General features: G+C 67.4%; 19 protein-coding genes. 1 reads left to right on the top strand and 18 read right to left on the bottom strand.

The genetic code is table 11. The features are described from left to right. Positions 1 to 4: 4 nt before the first annotated feature. The 18 genes from QUV35_RS07330 to fliF form a co-directional block, all read right to left on the bottom strand. Entirely contained in the window at positions 5 to 712 is a 708-nt protein-coding gene (locus tag QUV35_RS07330) for a flagellar hook capping FlgD N-terminal domain-containing protein (protein ID WP_300872095.1), read from the bottom strand. Beyond that, entirely contained in the window at positions 709 to 1,116 is a 408-nt protein-coding gene (gene flgC, locus QUV35_RS07325; protein ID WP_300872093.1) for a flagellar basal body rod protein FlgC, read from the bottom strand. The genes QUV35_RS07330 and flgC overlap by 4 nt, the downstream gene beginning before the upstream one ends. Then, positions 1,113 to 1,526: a flagellar basal body rod protein FlgB gene (gene flgB, locus QUV35_RS07320; protein ID WP_300872091.1), complete on the bottom strand. Its 414-nt coding sequence runs from the start codon at positions 1,524 to 1,526 to the stop codon at positions 1,113 to 1,115. Before flgB ends, flgC begins: the two co-directional genes overlap by 4 nt. A 154-nt stretch (positions 1,527 to 1,680) precedes the next feature. Then, positions 1,681 to 2,832 carry a carbonic anhydrase gene (locus QUV35_RS07315; RefSeq protein WP_300872089.1) on the bottom strand — a complete coding sequence of 384 codons (1,152 nt, stop codon included), beginning with the start codon at positions 2,830 to 2,832 and terminating at the stop codon, positions 1,681 to 1,683. Between the two features lie 31 nt (positions 2,833 to 2,863). Beyond that, positions 2,864 to 3,505, bottom strand: a complete 642-nt coding sequence (locus QUV35_RS07310) for a hypothetical protein (RefSeq protein ID WP_300872087.1) — start codon at positions 3,503 to 3,505, stop codon at positions 2,864 to 2,866. Then, complete coding sequence (locus QUV35_RS07305) at positions 3,495 to 4,268, bottom strand: flagellar biosynthetic protein FliR (RefSeq protein WP_300872085.1); 774 nt, start codon at positions 4,266 to 4,268, stop codon at positions 3,495 to 3,497. Before QUV35_RS07305 ends, QUV35_RS07310 begins: the two co-directional genes overlap by 11 nt. Positions 4,269 to 4,270: 2 nt before the next feature. Continuing rightward, positions 4,271 to 4,540 (bottom strand): flagellar biosynthetic protein FliQ, encoded by a 270-nt coding sequence (locus tag QUV35_RS07300; protein ID WP_300872083.1) that lies wholly within the window; start codon positions 4,538 to 4,540, stop codon positions 4,271 to 4,273. 3 nt (positions 4,541 to 4,543) lie between these two features. Further along, the gene (fliP, locus tag QUV35_RS07295) at positions 4,544 to 5,311 is read right to left on the bottom strand and encodes a flagellar type III secretion system pore protein FliP (RefSeq protein ID WP_300872081.1); all 768 of its coding nucleotides are present in this window, start codon (positions 5,309 to 5,311) and stop codon (positions 4,544 to 4,546) included. Beyond that, positions 5,308 to 5,601 (bottom strand): flagellar biosynthetic protein FliO, encoded by a 294-nt coding sequence (locus tag QUV35_RS07290; RefSeq protein WP_300872079.1) that lies wholly within the window; start codon positions 5,599 to 5,601, stop codon positions 5,308 to 5,310. The genes fliP and QUV35_RS07290 overlap by 4 nt, the downstream gene beginning before the upstream one ends. Beyond that, on the bottom strand, positions 5,598 to 5,978 hold the full coding sequence (fliN, locus tag QUV35_RS07285; RefSeq protein ID WP_300872077.1) for a flagellar motor switch protein FliN: 381 nt from the start codon (positions 5,976 to 5,978) through the stop codon (positions 5,598 to 5,600). The genes QUV35_RS07290 and fliN overlap by 4 nt, the downstream gene beginning before the upstream one ends. After that, positions 5,975 to 6,985, bottom strand: coding sequence for a flagellar motor switch protein FliM (fliM, locus tag QUV35_RS07280; RefSeq protein WP_300872075.1), 1,011 nt, complete (start codon positions 6,983 to 6,985; stop codon positions 5,975 to 5,977). The genes fliN and fliM overlap by 4 nt, the downstream gene beginning before the upstream one ends. Before the next feature lie 22 nt (positions 6,986 to 7,007). Further along, positions 7,008 to 7,730: a flagellar basal body-associated FliL family protein gene (locus QUV35_RS07275; protein WP_300872073.1), complete on the bottom strand. Its 723-nt coding sequence runs from the start codon at positions 7,728 to 7,730 to the stop codon at positions 7,008 to 7,010. 29 nt (positions 7,731 to 7,759) lie between these two features. Beyond that, positions 7,760 to 9,256, bottom strand: coding sequence for a hypothetical protein (locus QUV35_RS07270; RefSeq protein WP_300872069.1), 1,497 nt, complete (start codon positions 9,254 to 9,256; stop codon positions 7,760 to 7,762). Between the two features lie 24 nt (positions 9,257 to 9,280). Then, positions 9,281 to 9,769 carry a flagellar export protein FliJ gene (fliJ, locus tag QUV35_RS07265; RefSeq protein ID WP_300872067.1) on the bottom strand — a complete coding sequence of 163 codons (489 nt, stop codon included), beginning with the start codon at positions 9,767 to 9,769 and terminating at the stop codon, positions 9,281 to 9,283. Between the two features lies 1 nt (position 9,770). Then, positions 9,771 to 11,168, bottom strand: coding sequence for a FliI/YscN family ATPase (locus QUV35_RS07260; protein ID WP_300872064.1), 1,398 nt, complete (start codon positions 11,166 to 11,168; stop codon positions 9,771 to 9,773). Continuing rightward, positions 11,165 to 11,812, bottom strand: coding sequence for a FliH/SctL family protein (locus tag QUV35_RS07255; protein ID WP_300872062.1), 648 nt, complete (start codon positions 11,810 to 11,812; stop codon positions 11,165 to 11,167). Before QUV35_RS07255 ends, QUV35_RS07260 begins: the two co-directional genes overlap by 4 nt. A 36-nt stretch (positions 11,813 to 11,848) precedes the next feature. Beyond that, positions 11,849 to 12,958, bottom strand: coding sequence for a flagellar motor switch protein FliG (fliG, locus tag QUV35_RS07250; protein WP_300872060.1), 1,110 nt, complete (start codon positions 12,956 to 12,958; stop codon positions 11,849 to 11,851). A gap of 54 nt (positions 12,959 to 13,012) precedes the next feature. Next, entirely contained in the window at positions 13,013 to 14,923 is a 1,911-nt protein-coding gene (gene fliF, locus QUV35_RS07245; protein WP_300872058.1) for a flagellar basal-body MS-ring/collar protein FliF, read from the bottom strand. 127 nt (positions 14,924 to 15,050) lie between these two features. On the opposite strand from fliF, the gene QUV35_RS07240 reads away from it, so the two are divergent. Further along, complete coding sequence (locus QUV35_RS07240; protein WP_300872056.1) at positions 15,051 to 16,202, top strand: HAMP domain-containing sensor histidine kinase; 1,152 nt, start codon at positions 15,051 to 15,053, stop codon at positions 16,200 to 16,202. Positions 16,203 to 16,209: the final 7 nt, after the last annotated feature.

The raw sequence follows: 16,209 nt of genomic DNA, 5'->3' as shown, positions 1-16,209 counted from the left end.
GCCTTCAGGGTTTGGACAATTGGAAGAGGTCGACCGGCGCCAGCGAGCGACCGTCTGCGGTGATGAGTTGGGCACCCGAGTCGGTTCGGCTCACGGCGCTCACCAGGCCCTGCGTCAGGGAGGTGGTGGTCACGCTGGTTCCCTGGCCGTCGCTGGCTTCGGCCAGCAAGCGGTAGCGGCCCGAGGCGGCGCGCGCGCCGTCGTATCCGGCCCCGTCCCAGGTGAAGCTGTGCACTCCGGCCGACAGGGCGCCCAGGCTGAGCTCGTCGATCACGCTGCCATCGGCCGCCATCAGCTTGACGGTGGTCCGGGCACTGTCGCTGGCCAGCTTCAGGCCGAAACCGGCCTCGCCTGTTTCGGCCAGCGAAAGCTCATAGCCCGGTGCCAGCACCTGGCTGCCGATCAGCGATGCGTTGTTCATGAAGGCCTGCGCCGAGGTCTGCTCGAGCATGGCGCTGATGCTGCCGTTGAGTCGCTCGATGCCGCTGGCCGTGTTGAGCTGCGTGAGCTGGCTGGTCATCTGGGCAGGATCCTGTGCGTTCAGCGGATCCTGGTTCTGGATCTGTGCCAGCAGCATCTTCATGAAGTAGTCCTGCGTTTCCTTCGCAGAAGTTCCCAGGGTGTTTTTTCCCGCTGCCGCCGCATTCGTGGCGTTGGGGTCGTAGGCACGGATGCCCGCGGGCAGTGAACTGGTCGGGTTGCTTGCCATCATGTCCTCACCATGTCGATCACGCGCTGAAGCAGCTGGCGTGAGTTGTTCATCAAATCGATGTTCATCTGGTAGGAGCGCGACGCCGCCACCATGTTGACCATCTCCTCCACAGGGTCCACGTTGCTGCCCTGCACATAACCCGTGGCATCCGCGTGCGGATGACCGGGCTGGTAGGTGCGGCGCAACGGGGCCGCGCTCTCGGTCACGCCAGCCACCTCGACGCCCGCGGCCACGGAATCGAAGCTGGCCGTCGGGCGAAAGACCACCTGCTTGGCCCGGTAGGGCACGCCGTCGGCCGACGCGGTGGACTCGGCGTTGGCGATGTTGGAGGCGATGGCATTGAGCCGCTGGCTCTGGGCCACGGTGGCGCTGGCGCCGACACGAAACGCATTGATCAGGCTCATGGCTGTCCCGTCAGCGCCATCTGGCGCGAGCGCACGGTGGCGCTCAACAAGGCCGTGGCCATTTCGAAACCAATGGTGTTCTCGGCGTAGTGGGCGCGCTCGATGTCGGGGTCCACGGTGTTGTCGTCCACGCTCGGCTGCATCGAGGTGCGGTAGAGCAGCTCGGGCGCGGCGGGCGCACCCGCGGCGCCCAGGTGCCGGCTGTCGCTCACCGCCAGTGGCAGCTGGTTGCCCGGCTGGGTGCCCTGCATCTGCGCCTTGAGTTCGGCATCGAACGCGATGTCGCGCGCCCGGTAGCCCGGCGTGTCGGAATTGGCCAGGTTGGATGCAATGACCTGCTGGCGAAAGCTGCGCATCTTCAGGGCCTGGGCCTGGAATTGCATCGGGTCGAAGTCGGGAACGGTGTTCATGGTCACTCCACTGCAGATGGACTGGATTCGCAATACGCGTGCCAGCCGGCAACGCCTCTTTTTTGCCGGAACCGGCACGGCGCGGCGCAGGCGGGCGCTACTGGCGACCGCAGATTGCCGCTGGCGGCGGCAAGGTTTGCCGCCGCCGGCCTGGTCAACGGTCTTCCTTGATCAGCCGGCCGTTGGACGGCTGGATCGGTCGAGCATTCATCGGGTACAGGTGGGCAAAGGTCGCGATCTGCTCAGACGAGATCTGCACCGGTGATTTCAGGACCATCCACAACACGCCTTCGGTGCACGGGGGTGTGGTCAGCGACCCCATGTAGGTGACATAGCGGCGGTCCTCGGGCAGCAGCTTGTTCAGGTCCAGCGCTGCCGATGCGGCAACCTCCTGCTGCCTCTCCAGCGGCCAGTTGTTCCAGACCAGCTGCACCTCCGGGTGGTCCTGCCCTTCGGTCAGCAGCACCGCCAGCACCGCCAGCCGTCCATCGAGGTCCTTGTGCACCAGGTGCAGCACCATGTCGAAAGAACGCCCGTCCATGCGTTCTTCGGAGGGACGGTGGAAATGGAACTGGACCAGGTCGTAGCGTTTGCCCATCACCTCGATCGAGCTGCCGCGCGCAGGCGTGACCTGGATGGTGTGACCGTTGTCCAGCACCTTGAAGGCGCCCGAGCGGTAGTCGAAGCCGATCGGATCGAGCTTGACCTGGATGCCCGAGTGGATGTCGATGGGGCTTTGCCGCTGCCCCTTGGCACACAGCTCGTAGCCGGGCTGCAGCTTGCCCCACGCCTGCGGGCCATCAGGGCCGGAGTGAGACCAATGACCGTGACCTTCCGGCGCATGAGCCAGGCGCTGGACCGCAGCGAGGTCGGCCGGCGTGAGGGCGGTCTTGGGCTTCGCCGGGGCGCGACGTGGCTTCGCCGGCTCCACATCGCTGCTGCGCAGCACGATCTCGCCCGAGCCGGCGATGCGCTCGACCAACAGTTTGCGAAGGGCTTCGTTGCTGCCGACCGCATCGTCCGCCACGGCTGCGGGGTCAGGACCGGCCGGTGCTGCCGGGGTTGGCGCGGCAGCGTTTTTGGCCACCGGCCGGGCCTTGGGCAGGACTTCTTCCTGACCAGCCGCGGCCACCAGGGGCTTGACCGGCTTGAGTGCACCGGGAGGCACGGCCGGCGGCGGGCGTGCGCCCGGCGCGGACAAGGTCAGCGTGGGCGCGCTGGTCTCGGCGGCGTGTGTGAGGTTGGCCAAGGCGCACAGCAGTGCCCCGAACAAAAGTGGGGTGCGGATAGGACGGTTGAAGGTCATGGCGGTTACAGGAACAACAGGAAGGACAAGGTCAGAACACGGCCGCCTGGCGCACCGACAGCGAGGTGCTTCCGCGGCTGGGCCCGCGGGAGGGCCGTGGGGGAAGAAGCGGCAAGGCCGGCGCGGGCCGGGCGACACCGGGTCGCAGCTGCAAGGTGGCTTCGCAACGCGACCAGGCGGGCCCCGGCAGCGGCGGCAGCGCGAGCCCGGTGGGCGCAGCGGCTTCAGGCACCCTGGGCGCCACCAGAAAGCGCGACCACGATGGCGCCACCACCGGCGCAGGCCTGGCCCCTTCGAGCGGGCGAACACATTGCTGGATCGCCAGCGTCAGCTCACCGGCGGTCACGGCCAGTCCGGTCTGCAGACCCGCCGCCAGCGGCTGCAGGCAGGACTGGAACGCCAGCACCGAGACGGGTGTGGCAGACCCCTGCCGCGCCGCCAACGCCGCCAGCCCGGTGGACAGGCACTGCAGTTGCCCACCAAACTGCTGCGAGCGCGCGCAGAACTGCGGATCGTTCAGGCTCCACTGGTCCAGGCGCTGCTGGATGTCCGGCTCCCGCAAACCACAAGCCTGCAGGGCCTGCTGCCAGGTGTCCGCGAAGGCAGGGGGCTTGCCGCTCGATGCGCAGCCCATGAGCGCCAGCGTCAGCAGGGCAAGGGCCTCACCGCGCATACAGAAACCCCTGGTCGACAAACTTCAGGGCCGCAGCCGCAATGATTTCAGACAGCACCGGCAGCTGCAAAGTCACCAGCGCGATCACCACCAGGGCCAGCGGCGCGGTGACGGAAAAGCCGACCGACATCAGGTTGAGCTGCGGCGAGATCCGGTTGATCATGCCCAGCGTGAAGTTGGCAAACAGGTACAGCGCAAAGCTGCCGCAAGACATCACCAGGCCGATCGAAAAGGCGGTTGCCATCAGCTCCAGCACCGCAGCAGCGTCCCAGGCCGACGGCCAGCTGCCGAAGGGCACCGAGACAAAACTGAACGCCAGGCGCTCGATGAACAGGAGGTGCACATCGGCCAGGAACAGCGACGCGAGCACCGACATGCCCAGCAACTCACCGATCACGGTGGACGGCAGGGCCGAGTCGGGCGCCACCGTCTGGGCGAAGCTGAAACCCGCGTGCATCGACAGCGATTCGGCGAGGTAGTCCACCGCCAGCATGGCCAGCCGCAAGGACAGGCCGGCCACCACCCCGATGCCCAGCTCGGTGGCCACCGCCAGCCCGCCCTGTTGCGCCAGCTGCGCACTGTCCACCCAGTCCGGCGGCACCATCCCCAGGGTGAGCGCCAGCACGGGTGCGACCCGCAAGGCGAGCGGGAAGGAGCGGAACGCCAGCAGCGGCAAGGCCAGGAACAGCCCCAGCAGGCGAACCGACACCAGTCCCACCGTCAGGACAAATGGCTCGAGCAGGGTCAGGTCCAGGGCGTCCATGCTCAGCCCGCGATGTCGGGAATGCGCAGGATCATTTCGCGCAGGTAGTCCACATACAAGGTCAGCGACACCGGCCCGGTGAGCGCAATGACCACCATCACCGCGAGGATCTTGGGCACAAACACCACCGAGGGCTCGTTGATCTGGGTCGCGGACTGCAGGGCACCGAGCACCACGCCGACCACCAGCACCGCCAGCAGAATGGGCCCTGCCAGCACCACCGCCATCTTCAGGGCCAGCAACACCAACTCAATGACCAGACTGGTGTCCATGGCTTATCTCGACAGGTAGCTGTTGACGAGGGAACCAGCGAGCAGGCTCCAGCCGTCCGCCAGCGTGAAGATGATCAGCTTCAAGGGCAGCGAGAACATCACCGGTGACACCATCACCATGCCCACCGAGGTCAGGATGCTGGCCACCGCCAGGTCGATCACCACAAACGGCAGGAAGATCACAAAACCGATCAGAAAGCCGGTGCGGATCTCCGAGATCGCAAACGCCGGCACCAGCACCCGCAGCGGCACCGAGGCCCGGTCGGTGAGCGGCAGGCCCGACAGACGACTGAAGAGTTCAAGGTCCGCTTCGCGGGTGTGCTTGACCATGAAGGCCTTGAGCGGCTGAACGCCCCGCTCCACGGCCGCCTCCAGGTCGATCTGCTTGGCCACGTAGGGCTTCCAGGCGTCTTCCTGGATCTTCTCCAGCACCGGGTTCATCACGAAGAACGTGAGGAACAGGGAGAGCGCCACCAGCACCGAGTTCGGCGGCATGGACTGCAGACCCAGCGCCTGGCGCACCAGCGAAAACACGATCAGGATGCGGGTGAAGCTGGTCATCAGCATCAGGGCCGAGGGCAGAAAACTCAGCGCACTGAGCGTGAGCAGGGTTTGAACGGGCACGGTGTAGGCGGTGCCGCCGCCCGCCGTGGGGGTTCCGGTGACCAGGGGAATGTTTTGCGCCATGGCCGGCTCGGCCAGCACACACGCGCCCAGGACCGCGACCACCGATGCGCCCACACCCGGCCACCACGATGCGCTGCGTCTCATGAACCCACCACGCCGGCTGATGGCGTTGCCTCCGGTCTGGCCGGCTCCAGCCGGTCGATCAGCTGCACACCCTGCACACCCTGGCTCAACAGATAGCGCCGACCGTCGCACTCAACGAGCAGCAGGCGGTCTCTGCCGCCCAGCGCTGCGGCCTCCAGCGTGCGGATGGCCGCCTTCGAACGCAGGCCACCACCGCCACCCCGCGGACGCCGCCAGATCAACCACAGGGCCAGCACCACCAGCATCAGCAACAACAAGGCGGCCGAGCCGTACCCGGCACCAGCACTCACCGGTTCAGCTTTCGCAGCCGCTCGGCGGGCGTGACGATGTCGGTGAGCCGGATCGCGTAGTGGTCGTTGACGATCACCACCTCGCCCTGTGCCACCAGCGTGCCATTGACCACCACATCCAGCGGATCACCGGCCTGCACATCGAGTTCGATCACCGAGCCGTAGGTCAGGCCCAGCAGGTGGCGGATCTGCATCTTCGAGCGACCCAGCTCCACCGAGATCTGCACCGGCACGTCCATCACCAGCTCGATGTCGTTGCCACCATGGCCGGTTCCGGAGTCTTCCAGCAGGTTGTAGCCCGCGGGTTTCACGTGGGGGCGCCGGGTGTCGGCGCTCGCGGGTTCCGCCGCCTCGTTGGGCATGGTTTCTGTGTTCACGTTGGACCTTTTTCGAAAGAGAAATCGCCCGCGCCGGCTTCGCGTTCGCGGTACTGGGGGCCGAGCAGGCCACGGTCGGCGGGCTGGTTGCTCAAGGCCACGGGATGGTTGATCTCGGAAATCTTCACGGCGTAGCGGCCGTTGCGCACGCCGTAGGCGCCCTTGATCATGGGCAGGCCATCCACCACCACGGTGATCGGCTCCTGCACCTCGATCGGCAGGAGATCGCCGACGTTGAACGACAGCACCTCACCCAGCGTGCCCTGCCGCTTGGCCAGGGTGGCGACCATGGTCACGTTCGCCGACTGCATTTCGGCACGCAGGTTGTCCGACCAGTCGTTGTCTTCTTCGGCCTGGAACGCCTGCATCTGGCTGAACAGCAAGGACTTGATCGGCTCGAAGACCCAGAACGGCACGCAGAAGTCGACACTTCCCTTGCGGCCGTTGATGTCCACCACAAAGCTGCAGTGCAGCACCATCTCGTCGGCGTCGGTGATGCGTGCGAACTGGAAGTTGGTTTCCTGGCGCAGGAAATCGAACTTCAGTTCGTGCACCCCCTTCCAGGCCTTTTCGTACTCGGCCAGCAGGCTGTCCACCAGGCGGCGGATGATGCGCAACTCGATGGCGGTGTACTCCTTCGAGGTCACCTTGGGCGGCAAACGGCCTTCGCCGCCAAACATGTTGTCGATCGCGATGTAGACCACCTGCGGATCGATGATCCAGCAGCCCACGCCGCGCAGCGGCCGGATGTTCACCAGGTTGATGTTGGTGCGCTCGGGGAAGGCATTCACGAACACCTGGTAGGGCTTGAGTTCGGGCAGCCTCACCTCGAGCTCGATCGGGCGACGCACCATGTTGTAGAGCGTGAGTCGTGCGGTGCGGGCAAAACGTTCGTGGATCAGCTCCAGCGTCGGCATGCGCCGCTTGATGACCCGCGAACCCCGGTCAAAGGTGTAGGTCGGCAACGCGGCGTTGTCTTTGCCCGCGGGGGAAGATGGGTCGGTCATCGGGCGGCGGTTCCGGATGCGGTCACTGCATCACCATGGCACTGAACAGCACGGCCTGCACCGGCAGATCCATCTCGGTCACGCGCCAGAACTGCGCAGCCGCTTCCCTGGCCACCGTGCTGTAGGAGGCACCGTCGCTTTGTTTGGGGATGGCGCCCAGGCGCTCGAGGTTGCGCAGGTCGGCGGTGGACGGATCCTGCTGCAGGACAAAGATCGCGGTGAGCTGCGGCTCGATGATGGCGTTGATCACCAGCGCCAGGTCCTTCGACAGTGCCGCCTTGCCCTCGACCGTGGCCAGCTCCGAGACGCTGCGCGACGACAGCACGGTCAACATCCGGTCGCGCACCAGCGGCAGGAAATCGGCCACCCGCTTTTCGGTGGCGGCATCGCCCACCTGCAACACCACCTTGGTCTGCAGGTAGTGCTCACCGCCCTTGCCGGGCAGGTTCACCAGAAACTCGTCCAGCGAGGTGATGAAGACCGGCGGCTTGTTGCTCTTCTTGTTTTCCAGCTGTTTCATCAGGCGCTTTTCAACCGCCTCCGGCGTCGAGGCTTCGGCCTTTTTCTTCTGCTGATCGGCGCTCCACATGGTGTAGCCGCCACCGGCCAGCGCCAGCAGCACCACCACCGCCAGCCCCATGAGAATGGTTTTTTTGCCGCCGCCCTTGGCACTGCCCTGCGCGCCGGCGCCCTCGGGAGCGGATGACGCAGCAGCGCCTTTGATGATGGAGTCGAGTTCAGCCATGAAAACCTTGTTGTTTGAAATTGCCGCCGTCAGGCGTAGACACTGAGGGAAAGTCCACTGGCCTGCACACGGGGCAGGGGCAGCGGTGAATCGGGTCGGGAAGCCCCGGCAGCCGGCGCTGGTGCGCCCGGCCGCTCGTGAAAGCCGCGCTCGCGCTGGGAGAACGACGCGCCGGAGCGGTCGTGGCCCTGGCGAATGTCGACCTCCACACGCAGGCCGAAGTCGTCCAGCGCGTCCTGCAGCTGGTCGGTGCTCTCGCGCAGCGACCGGCCCAGGGCGTCGTCGTTGGTCCGCACGATCACCAGCGCCCGGCCGTTGCCGTCCAGACGCAGATCCATCTGCAGGCCCTCGGCCTCGGCGGGCGGCAGGAGCGGGCTCATGCCGTCAACGGCCGGCTCGGGCGCTGGATCCGCTTCGGCCATGAACACATCACTCGCCGGCGCGCCCGGGGCCGGCACCCCATCGGCGCGCTGCGCGCGCGCGTCAACAACCACCGGCGCATTCACCGGCAAGGGTGCAGCGGCCTCCTGCCGCACCACCACGGTTTCCTGCCCCGCATCCACCAGCAAGGCCTGCAGCCGCTCGGCAGAAGCCAGGCTGTCGATGCGCATTGACTCGACCGCCCGTTCTGTGACCGGCGGCACCCCCGCTTCGAAGGACCTGGTCGGCGAAGGCCCTGGCGGCGCGGCCCGTTGCCGCATGGGCGCGGCCGCATCGCTTTTGACCACGTTGACCATGCTGGCCGCGCCGGCAGACCGCACGGCATCGGCCACCGCCGTGGTGGCAGGCTCGGGGAGCTGCACAGGCAGCGCAGCGACCGCGTCGCGCGCTTCGGGTGCGGCTGACAGCCCGGTGGGCAACGCCACAGCGGCCTGGGCACCTGGCGGCGGCACAGCGGCCGAAACGGTGGCGCCGGACAGCGGCGGGTGCAAGGCGCTCGCCAGCGCCGGCTCCAACGCCTGCGCCGGTTCCACCAACGCAAGGGCAACGGTGTTCGACGGCGTGGGCGGCTCGCGCTCGCCAGCCAGCACCGGTGGCTGCACCGGCGCACCCGTCATCACAGGGGACACCCGCGGGGCACTGGCCTCCACCCCGGCATTCGCAGGCGCGGGGCCCGGCCCGGTTGCCAGAGCCAGAGCCAGAGCCGGGACCAGGGCTTCACTGGCCACCTGCTCCGCCACGTTTTCATCGGTCGCAGGCCGTGGCGGGACGTCGGCCACGGGTGGCTGTTCGGACCGCGGCGGCGCCTGCAGCGTCACGCCCGACACATGGGCGGCCGCGGTCTCGGCAAGCGTTGCCGTTGGCAACCCCGTCTCGTTCCCGGACGGCAAAACTTGCCGTTTGGCCCGGGCCGCCTTGTGCGGCGCCTCGCTGGCCAAGCCGGTGCCCGGTCCGTTGTCCTGCGAAAGCTGGCTCAGGCTCTGGAACTGCTCGGCAAAACTGCCCATCCCGTCCTCGCTCGGCAAGCGCTCAGCATCCCCCGCCAGGCCAGGCGGCATGGGAGAGAACGATGCGGTGGTGGACAAGTTCAGAGAGAAAAGCACAACAAATCAATCAGCAAAGTCAAATTTGGCATTGTTATCAGTGTTCGCACGTTCTGTGCCAGCGCGCCGCACCCAGCGCGAGGCCACCAGCTCGTCGATGCCCCGCTCTTCGCGGCGGGCCAGGGCCAGCTGCTCCTGCTGGCGGGCTTTCTGCCACAGGCGCTGCACGCCCTCGGTTCGCTGGCTTGCCTGCGCCAGTGCGGCGCGGGCGCTGTCGCAACGTTGCTCGTGCTCCTTCACCCGGGCCAGTTGCTCGCTGGCCGTGCCGTGCAGGCGCTGACCGAACGCCAGCGCGTCGGTGGAAAAGCCCACCACGCCGCCGGCACCCGCAGGGCTCAGCGCCGCCGCCCGGTACTCGGTTCCAAACGACTGCAACTGCTGCTGGATCTGCTGCGCACGCTCCAGCTGACGCAGCGCGGCACTCAGGCGGGTCGTGGCCAGGTCTTCATCGCGTCTGGCCAGCGCCAGCAGGGTTTCCAGGGTCTGCTTCTGCATCTCAGGCTCCCATGCCCATCACGCCGTCCATGGCTGCGAGCTGGGCCAGCGCCTGGTCGCGCCCCACGATCTCGTCCGGCGTTTGCTGCAGGTAGGCCTGCAGGCTGGGCCAGCTGCGCAGCGCCGCATCGAGCTCGGGGTCGCTGCCCTGGCTGTAGGCACCCATGGCCACCAGGTCGCGGCTGCGCAAATAGCGGCCAAACAGGCGCTTGACCTGGCGCGCGCGCGCCACCTGGGCGGCATCGGCCACCCGGGGCATCACGCGGGAGATGGAGCGCTCCACGTCGATGGCCGGGTAGTGGCCCGACTCGGCCAGCTCGCGCGAGAGAAAGATGTGCCCGTCGAGCACGCCACGCGCGGTGTCGGCCACCGGGTCGTTGCTGTCATCGCCTTCGAGCAGCACGGTGTAGAAGGCCGTCACCGAGGCCTTGGGATCGGCGTTGTTGCCCACCCGCTCCACCAGCTCCGGCAGGCACTGGAAGACGCTCGGCGGGTAACCCCGGGACACCGGCGGCTCACCCAGGCCGAGCGCAATCTCGCGCTGCGCCATGGCAAAGCGCGTGAGCGAGTCCATGATCAGCACCACGTTGCGCCCCTGGTCGCGAAACCAGGTGGCCACGTCGGTGGCGAACCAGGCACCGCGCACCCGCGCCAGCGGCGAGGAGTCGGCGGTGGCCACCACCACCACCGAGCGCTTCAGGGTCTCCGGCCCGAGGATGTCTTCGCAGAATTCGCGCACCTCCCGGCCTCGCTCTCCGATCAGGCCCACCACCACCACGTCGGCCTCGCAGCACCGGGCCAGCATGCCCAGCAGCACGCTCTTGCCCACCCCCGTGCCCGCAAAAATGCCGATGCGCTGCCCGCGCCCGATCGTCAACAGCCCGTTGATGGCCCGAACGCCCACATCGAGCGGTTCATGGATCTGCGTGCGGTGCAGCGGGTTGAGCCGCCCGCCGCCCTGCCCTGGCAGGTCTGTCAGGGACACCGGCAGGTTGTCCAGCGGACGGCCAAAACCGTCCACGATGCGGCCCAGCAGCGAAGCACCGATCGGCAAGGCCCTGCGCCGCTCTATCAGTTCGAAGCCCAGGCCGGCGTCGGCCGGTGTGCCGGCCGGGTAGACCAGCGCGCCCGGGCCCACGCCCGCATCGGCATCGATCGCCATCAGCTGGGTGATGCCGTGGTCGAACGACACACAGCAGGCCTCGATGGTGCGGCCGTCGCCGGTCCGCACCAGCGCCATCTGGTCGATCGCCAGCGGCAGGCCTTCCACTTCCAGGATCAGGCCGTTGATGCGCACCAGGCGGCCGCAGCGCACCGAGTTGGGTGCCACCGTCAACCGCCGCAGCGCCATGCCCAGGCGGTTGCGGGCCCGTTGCGCCGCGTTCGCAGGCGTGCTCACGGCAACAAGGGCAGGCCCAGGGCCGACCGCACCAGGGCTTCGCGCGCCGCGGGCCCGATGTCCAGGCGCGTGCCGCCCACCTCCACATAGGCGCGACCCGCCGGCACATCGGCATCGATCACGATGGCGTGGCCAAACGGCAGGCGGTAGTTGTTCAGCAGCTCGGCCCAGGTGGCTTCGTCGGCCGGTCCCAGGCGCAGCAGCAGGCGCTCGCCGGGCATGGGCAGGTGCATCAGCGCTTCCTGCACCGCCTGCACAAAGGCCGCGCGCTCGAACTGCTGGCTGCCGCTCAGGCGCTGGGCGATCATCAGCGCCAGATCCACCACCGGCTCGGCAATGGCATCGGGCAGGCCGCGAATGTCGTCCAGCGTGTTCTGCAGCGAGGTCGTGAGGTTGGTCAGGCGCGGTTGCGCCTGCTGGAAAGCATCCAGGTGCCCCTGGGCACGGCCGTCCACCAGGCCTCGTTCCAGGCCCTCGGCATGGCCCTGGGCGAGTCCGGCCGCCAGCCCCTCGGCGTGGCCCTGCTCGCGCGCCAGGCGAAACACCTCCTCCACCTCGGCGGGGTCCAGCTGGGGAACGGGCGGGGGTGGTGGCGGCGCCGGGTCAAAAGACCTTGGCTGCCAGAGACGGGAAGGGTTGGTCACGGCGTGGCCCTGTCAATGCCGGGGTGGGTGTGCGGTTCAGAGGAAGGCATCGGCTTGCTTGTTGCGTTCCATCACGATCAGGCCTTCGGCGTGCAGGCCGCGGCCGGTGCGCAGAATGTCTTTCTGCGCCTCTTCGACCTCCTGCACCTTCACCGGGCCCTTGGTCGACAGGTCGTCGCGCACCACCTCGGCCGCGCGGCGGGCCATGTTCTTGAACAGCTTCTCGCGCAGGCGCGGACTGGCGCCCTTGAGCGCCACCACCAGCTGGGGCTGGGCGATCTCCAGCAGCAGCGTCTGCAGCGAGCGGTCGTCCACCTCGATCAGGTCCTCGAAGGTGAACATCATTTCAATGATGCGATCGGCCAGTTCCGGGTCGTAGCCGCGGATCGTGTCGAGCGCCATCTGGTCCACACCGCCGGAGAGGAAGTTGAGGATGTCGGCCGTGGGCGCCACACCGCCGACCTTGCTGCGTTGCTGCACGTCTTCGCTCCCGACCACCCGGGCCATCACGTCGTTGAGTTCCTTCAGCGCAGCGGGCTGCACTTTCTCCAGCAGCGCCACGCGCAGCAGGATCTCGTTGCGGGCTTCGTCGGGAAACAGCCGCGACACCGCAGAGGCCTGGGCCGCCTCCAGAAACACAAAAACCGTGGCAATGATCTGCGGGTGCTCGTTCTTGATCACCTCGTACAGAACGTCGGACTCCATGCGCGTGAGCGTCTCGATGCCCGACATGTCGATCGCCGACTCAAGCCGGCCCAGCAGATCGGCCGCGCCTTCCATGCCCAGGGCCTTGTTGAGCATGTTCTCCATGAAGGAATCGGTGTCGAACGACACCTGGGCGTTGTCCGCGGTGATCTGCTTGAACTCGCGCAACACCTCCAGCACCAGGTCGCGGTTGAGCGCACGAACGGCGGCCATGCGCCCGCTCAGGCGCTGCACCTCGTAGGGGCTGAGCTGGCGCAACACATCGGCAGCCGCCTCTGCTCCCACGGCCAGCAGCACCACCGCGGCCTTGGCCGAGCTGTCCAGGTCTTCCACACTCGTGATGGAGCCCTTGGAGGCGCGCACGCCCGCGGTGAGCGCCGCTGCGATCGACAGCGGCTGGCCCTTCTCGGCCGGGGCCGCTGCGCCTGCGTCATCTGCCATGGTCCACCTCCATCACCATCAGGGGCTTGCCACTCGGGCGCGGGTCGGCTCGGTTCATGCCTTGGCCTCGGCCTTGTCGGAGAGCCATTCCTTGAACACCGAGGCCACCACCCGCGGATCCTTGGTCACGTATTCCTTGGCGTAAAGCATCAGTTCCTCGTACTCGCGCTGTTTTTCCTGGTCTTGCCGCAGACGGTCTTCTTCCTGGCGGCGACGCTCTTCCTCCACCCGCACGCGATCGGCGTCCTCGAGCATGCGGCGCTCCTCGTCCTCGGCCTGTCGGCGGGTCTTGTCCAGCTCGATCTCGCGCAGACGGCGCTCGCGGGCCTGGGGCAGCAGCGCGGACAGTTCCACCCGGGTCTTCTCGTCCATTTCGTCCTCCAGCTGCTGCGCCTCGTCCACCGGCTTGGGTGGCGGCGGGAACAGCATGGGCCGCACCACACTGAAAAACACAATGCCCAGCAGGCCCAGCAACAGCACCAGCTTGATCGCCTCCTTGGCGATCTCGATGAAGCCGCCGTCCTGCCAGAGCGGCGTCTCCACCACCGGCGCCACGTTGAACGGGAAGTTCGCCACGCTCACCGAATCGCCCCGTTGCGGGTTGAAGCCCATGGCGTCGCGCACCGTCTGGGTGATCTGGCGGATCTCGTCGGGTGAATACGGCCCGGGCAGCGGCTGGCCCGCCGCGTCGGTGCCGCTGCGGTGGTTCACCATCACCGCCGCCGACACCCGCTTGATCAGGCCGCGCCCCTGCTTGGTGGTCTGGATGGAACGATCCACCTCGTAATTGGTGGTGGCCTCGCGCCGGCTGGCGTTGCTGTTCTGCACGCCGGGTGGGTCAACGGTCTCGGGCGCCTCCTCGCCCTGCTGGGTCGGCGGGTCGGCCTCCAGCGGCGTGGCCACGGGCTGCGGGGGCTGGTTGCTCAGCGCACCCGGAATGCCGCCGGCGGTGGAGATCGGGCCCTCGGCTTCAAGCGTGCGTTCGCTGCGGATCGCGCTTTTCTCTGGTGTGGAGTTGGGCCGGAAGGTCTCTTCGGTTCGGTCAACCTGGCTGAAATCCATGTCCACCGTCACCTGGGCGCGCACATTGTCGCGGCCGGTCACCGGCTCCACGATGGCGGCGATGCGCTTGGCAATCGCCGCCTCCACCTCGGCCACGTACTTGAGCTGCGCCACGTCCAGCCCCAGCTCGCCGAGCCGGCTCGAGCGCGGCGCCAGCAGGTTGCCCTCTCCATCCATGACGGTCACCGACTGGGCGCTCATCATGGGCACCGACGAACTCACCAGGTTGGTCATCGCAATGACCTGCATGTCGTCCAGAAAACGGCCCGGGTGCAGGTCCAGCACCACCGAGGCGGTCGGTCGCTGCGCATCGCGGCTGAACGCCGACGACTTGGGAATCGCCACGTGCACGCGCGCGGCCTTCACCTGGGTGAGCGACTGGATGGTTTTGGCCAGCTCGCCTTCCAGGCCGCGCTGGTAATTGATCTGCTCGACAAACTGGCTGGTGCCGAGCTTCTGGTTTTCCAGCAACTCGAAGCCGACCGACCCGCCCTTGGGCAACCCCTGGCCGGCCAGCCGCAAGCGGGTCTCGTGCACCTGCGGCCCCGGCACCAGGATGGCGCCGCCACCCTCGGTGAAGCGGTAGGGCACGTTCTGTTGCTGCAGCGCCGCAATGATGGCCGCACCATCGCGCTCGGATACGTTCGAGAACAGCACCCGGTAGTCGTCCTTGATGCTCCCGGACAGGGACATCGACATCACGATGGCCAACAGAAACACCACGGCAGAACCCAGCAGCAGCTTCTGCACCAGGCTCAATGCCAGCACGCGCTGCTTCGCCTCGACCAGGCGCTGCGACAGGCCCGCCTGCGCCCCGGGGGCCGAGGGGTTGGCTGGCGTGGCTTCGCTCAGGCTGAGCGTGGTGCCCCCCTCGGACGGATCGCGTTTGATCGCGTCGTTCATCTTGCTGGATCTCTCAACATTGTTGTTGAATCTTACATACTTCGAATTTCATTTAGTTCTTTTAATGTATTTTGCAGATCTTATCAGTTTTGCCATAAACTGAGCCATCTCGTTGAAAGGATTGGCCGTGTCTGTCTCGTTGTCGTTGTTGCACCCGCCGCCGTCTGCGAACGACGCTTGCGATGCCGTGAGCGGCAGCGAACGGGCGAGCGAAGGCGATTGGCGGCGACTGGTGGAGAGCCTGCGGCAAGACCTCGTGCAGGCCCATGTGCGGCACGACGCCGAGCAGGAGCGGCGGATCCGCTCGGAGATGGATGCCGGGGCGTTGATGGCACAGGTGCCTTTTGGCCTGGTCACCCTGCACGAGGGGAAGGTGCTCGCCTGCAACACAGCGGCGACCGACCTGATGCCGGGCCTGCGACCCGGTGGCCCCTTTGCCTTGCCGGCCGACTGGCAACGCCGCGGCGACAGCAGCACCTACCACACGGGGCGGGGGGCAGACGCCAGGGTGATGCAGGTTGACTGGCTGAGCGCCCCCAACCTGCCGACCCAGTGGGTCAGGCTGGAAGACGTGACCGCCTCGCAGAACGAGCGCGACACGTCCGAGCGCCAGAGTCGGCTCGCCGCCATGGGCCGCATGACGGCCGAACTCGCGCACCAGTTGCGCACCCCGCTGTGCACCGCCACCCTCTACGCCAGCATGCTGTCCGACAGCGAGATCAACAGCGCCGACCACACCCTGATCGTGCAGCGCCTGGTGAACCAGCTGGGCCAGCTCGACGCGCTGATCGTTCGCATGCTCGCCTTCGTGAAGACGCGCAGCCGCTCGCACGAGGTGTGTGCCATCGAGCCTTTGCTGCGGGCACAGCTCGACGTGGTGGTTCCGCTCATGTCGCAGCGCGGCCGGGTGGTTCGGGTGGACTGGAGCGCACCCGATTGCCTGGTGGCCGTGGACCAGATGCAGCTCGGCTCGGCGCTGCTGGCCCTGCTGGAAAACGCGCTGCAGCACGCGCCGGCGGGCAGCAACGTGGATGTGGGTTGCGTCGCGCGCGGGCACCGGGTCGAGATCACGGTGGCCGACCAGGGCCCGGGCGTGTCCGAGCTGCTGTTGCCCCGGCTGTTCGAGCCGTTTGCCACCAACCACCCCACCGGCACCGGGCTCGGGCTGGCCATCGCCCGCGCAGCGGCCGAGGCGCACGGCGGAAAACTCTCTTACCACGCGGTGCAGCCCCAGGGCGCCTGCTTCAAGCTCACATTGCCGGCGCTGCCGCAGGTCTGACCCCTCC

It is taken from the genome of Hydrogenophaga sp., assembly GCF_030373225.1.
GTDB lineage: Bacteria > Pseudomonadota > Gammaproteobacteria > Burkholderiales > Burkholderiaceae_C > Hydrogenophaga.
Note: the sequence above shows the minus strand (reverse complement) of the source record. Positions and strands in the feature narration are given on the sequence as shown.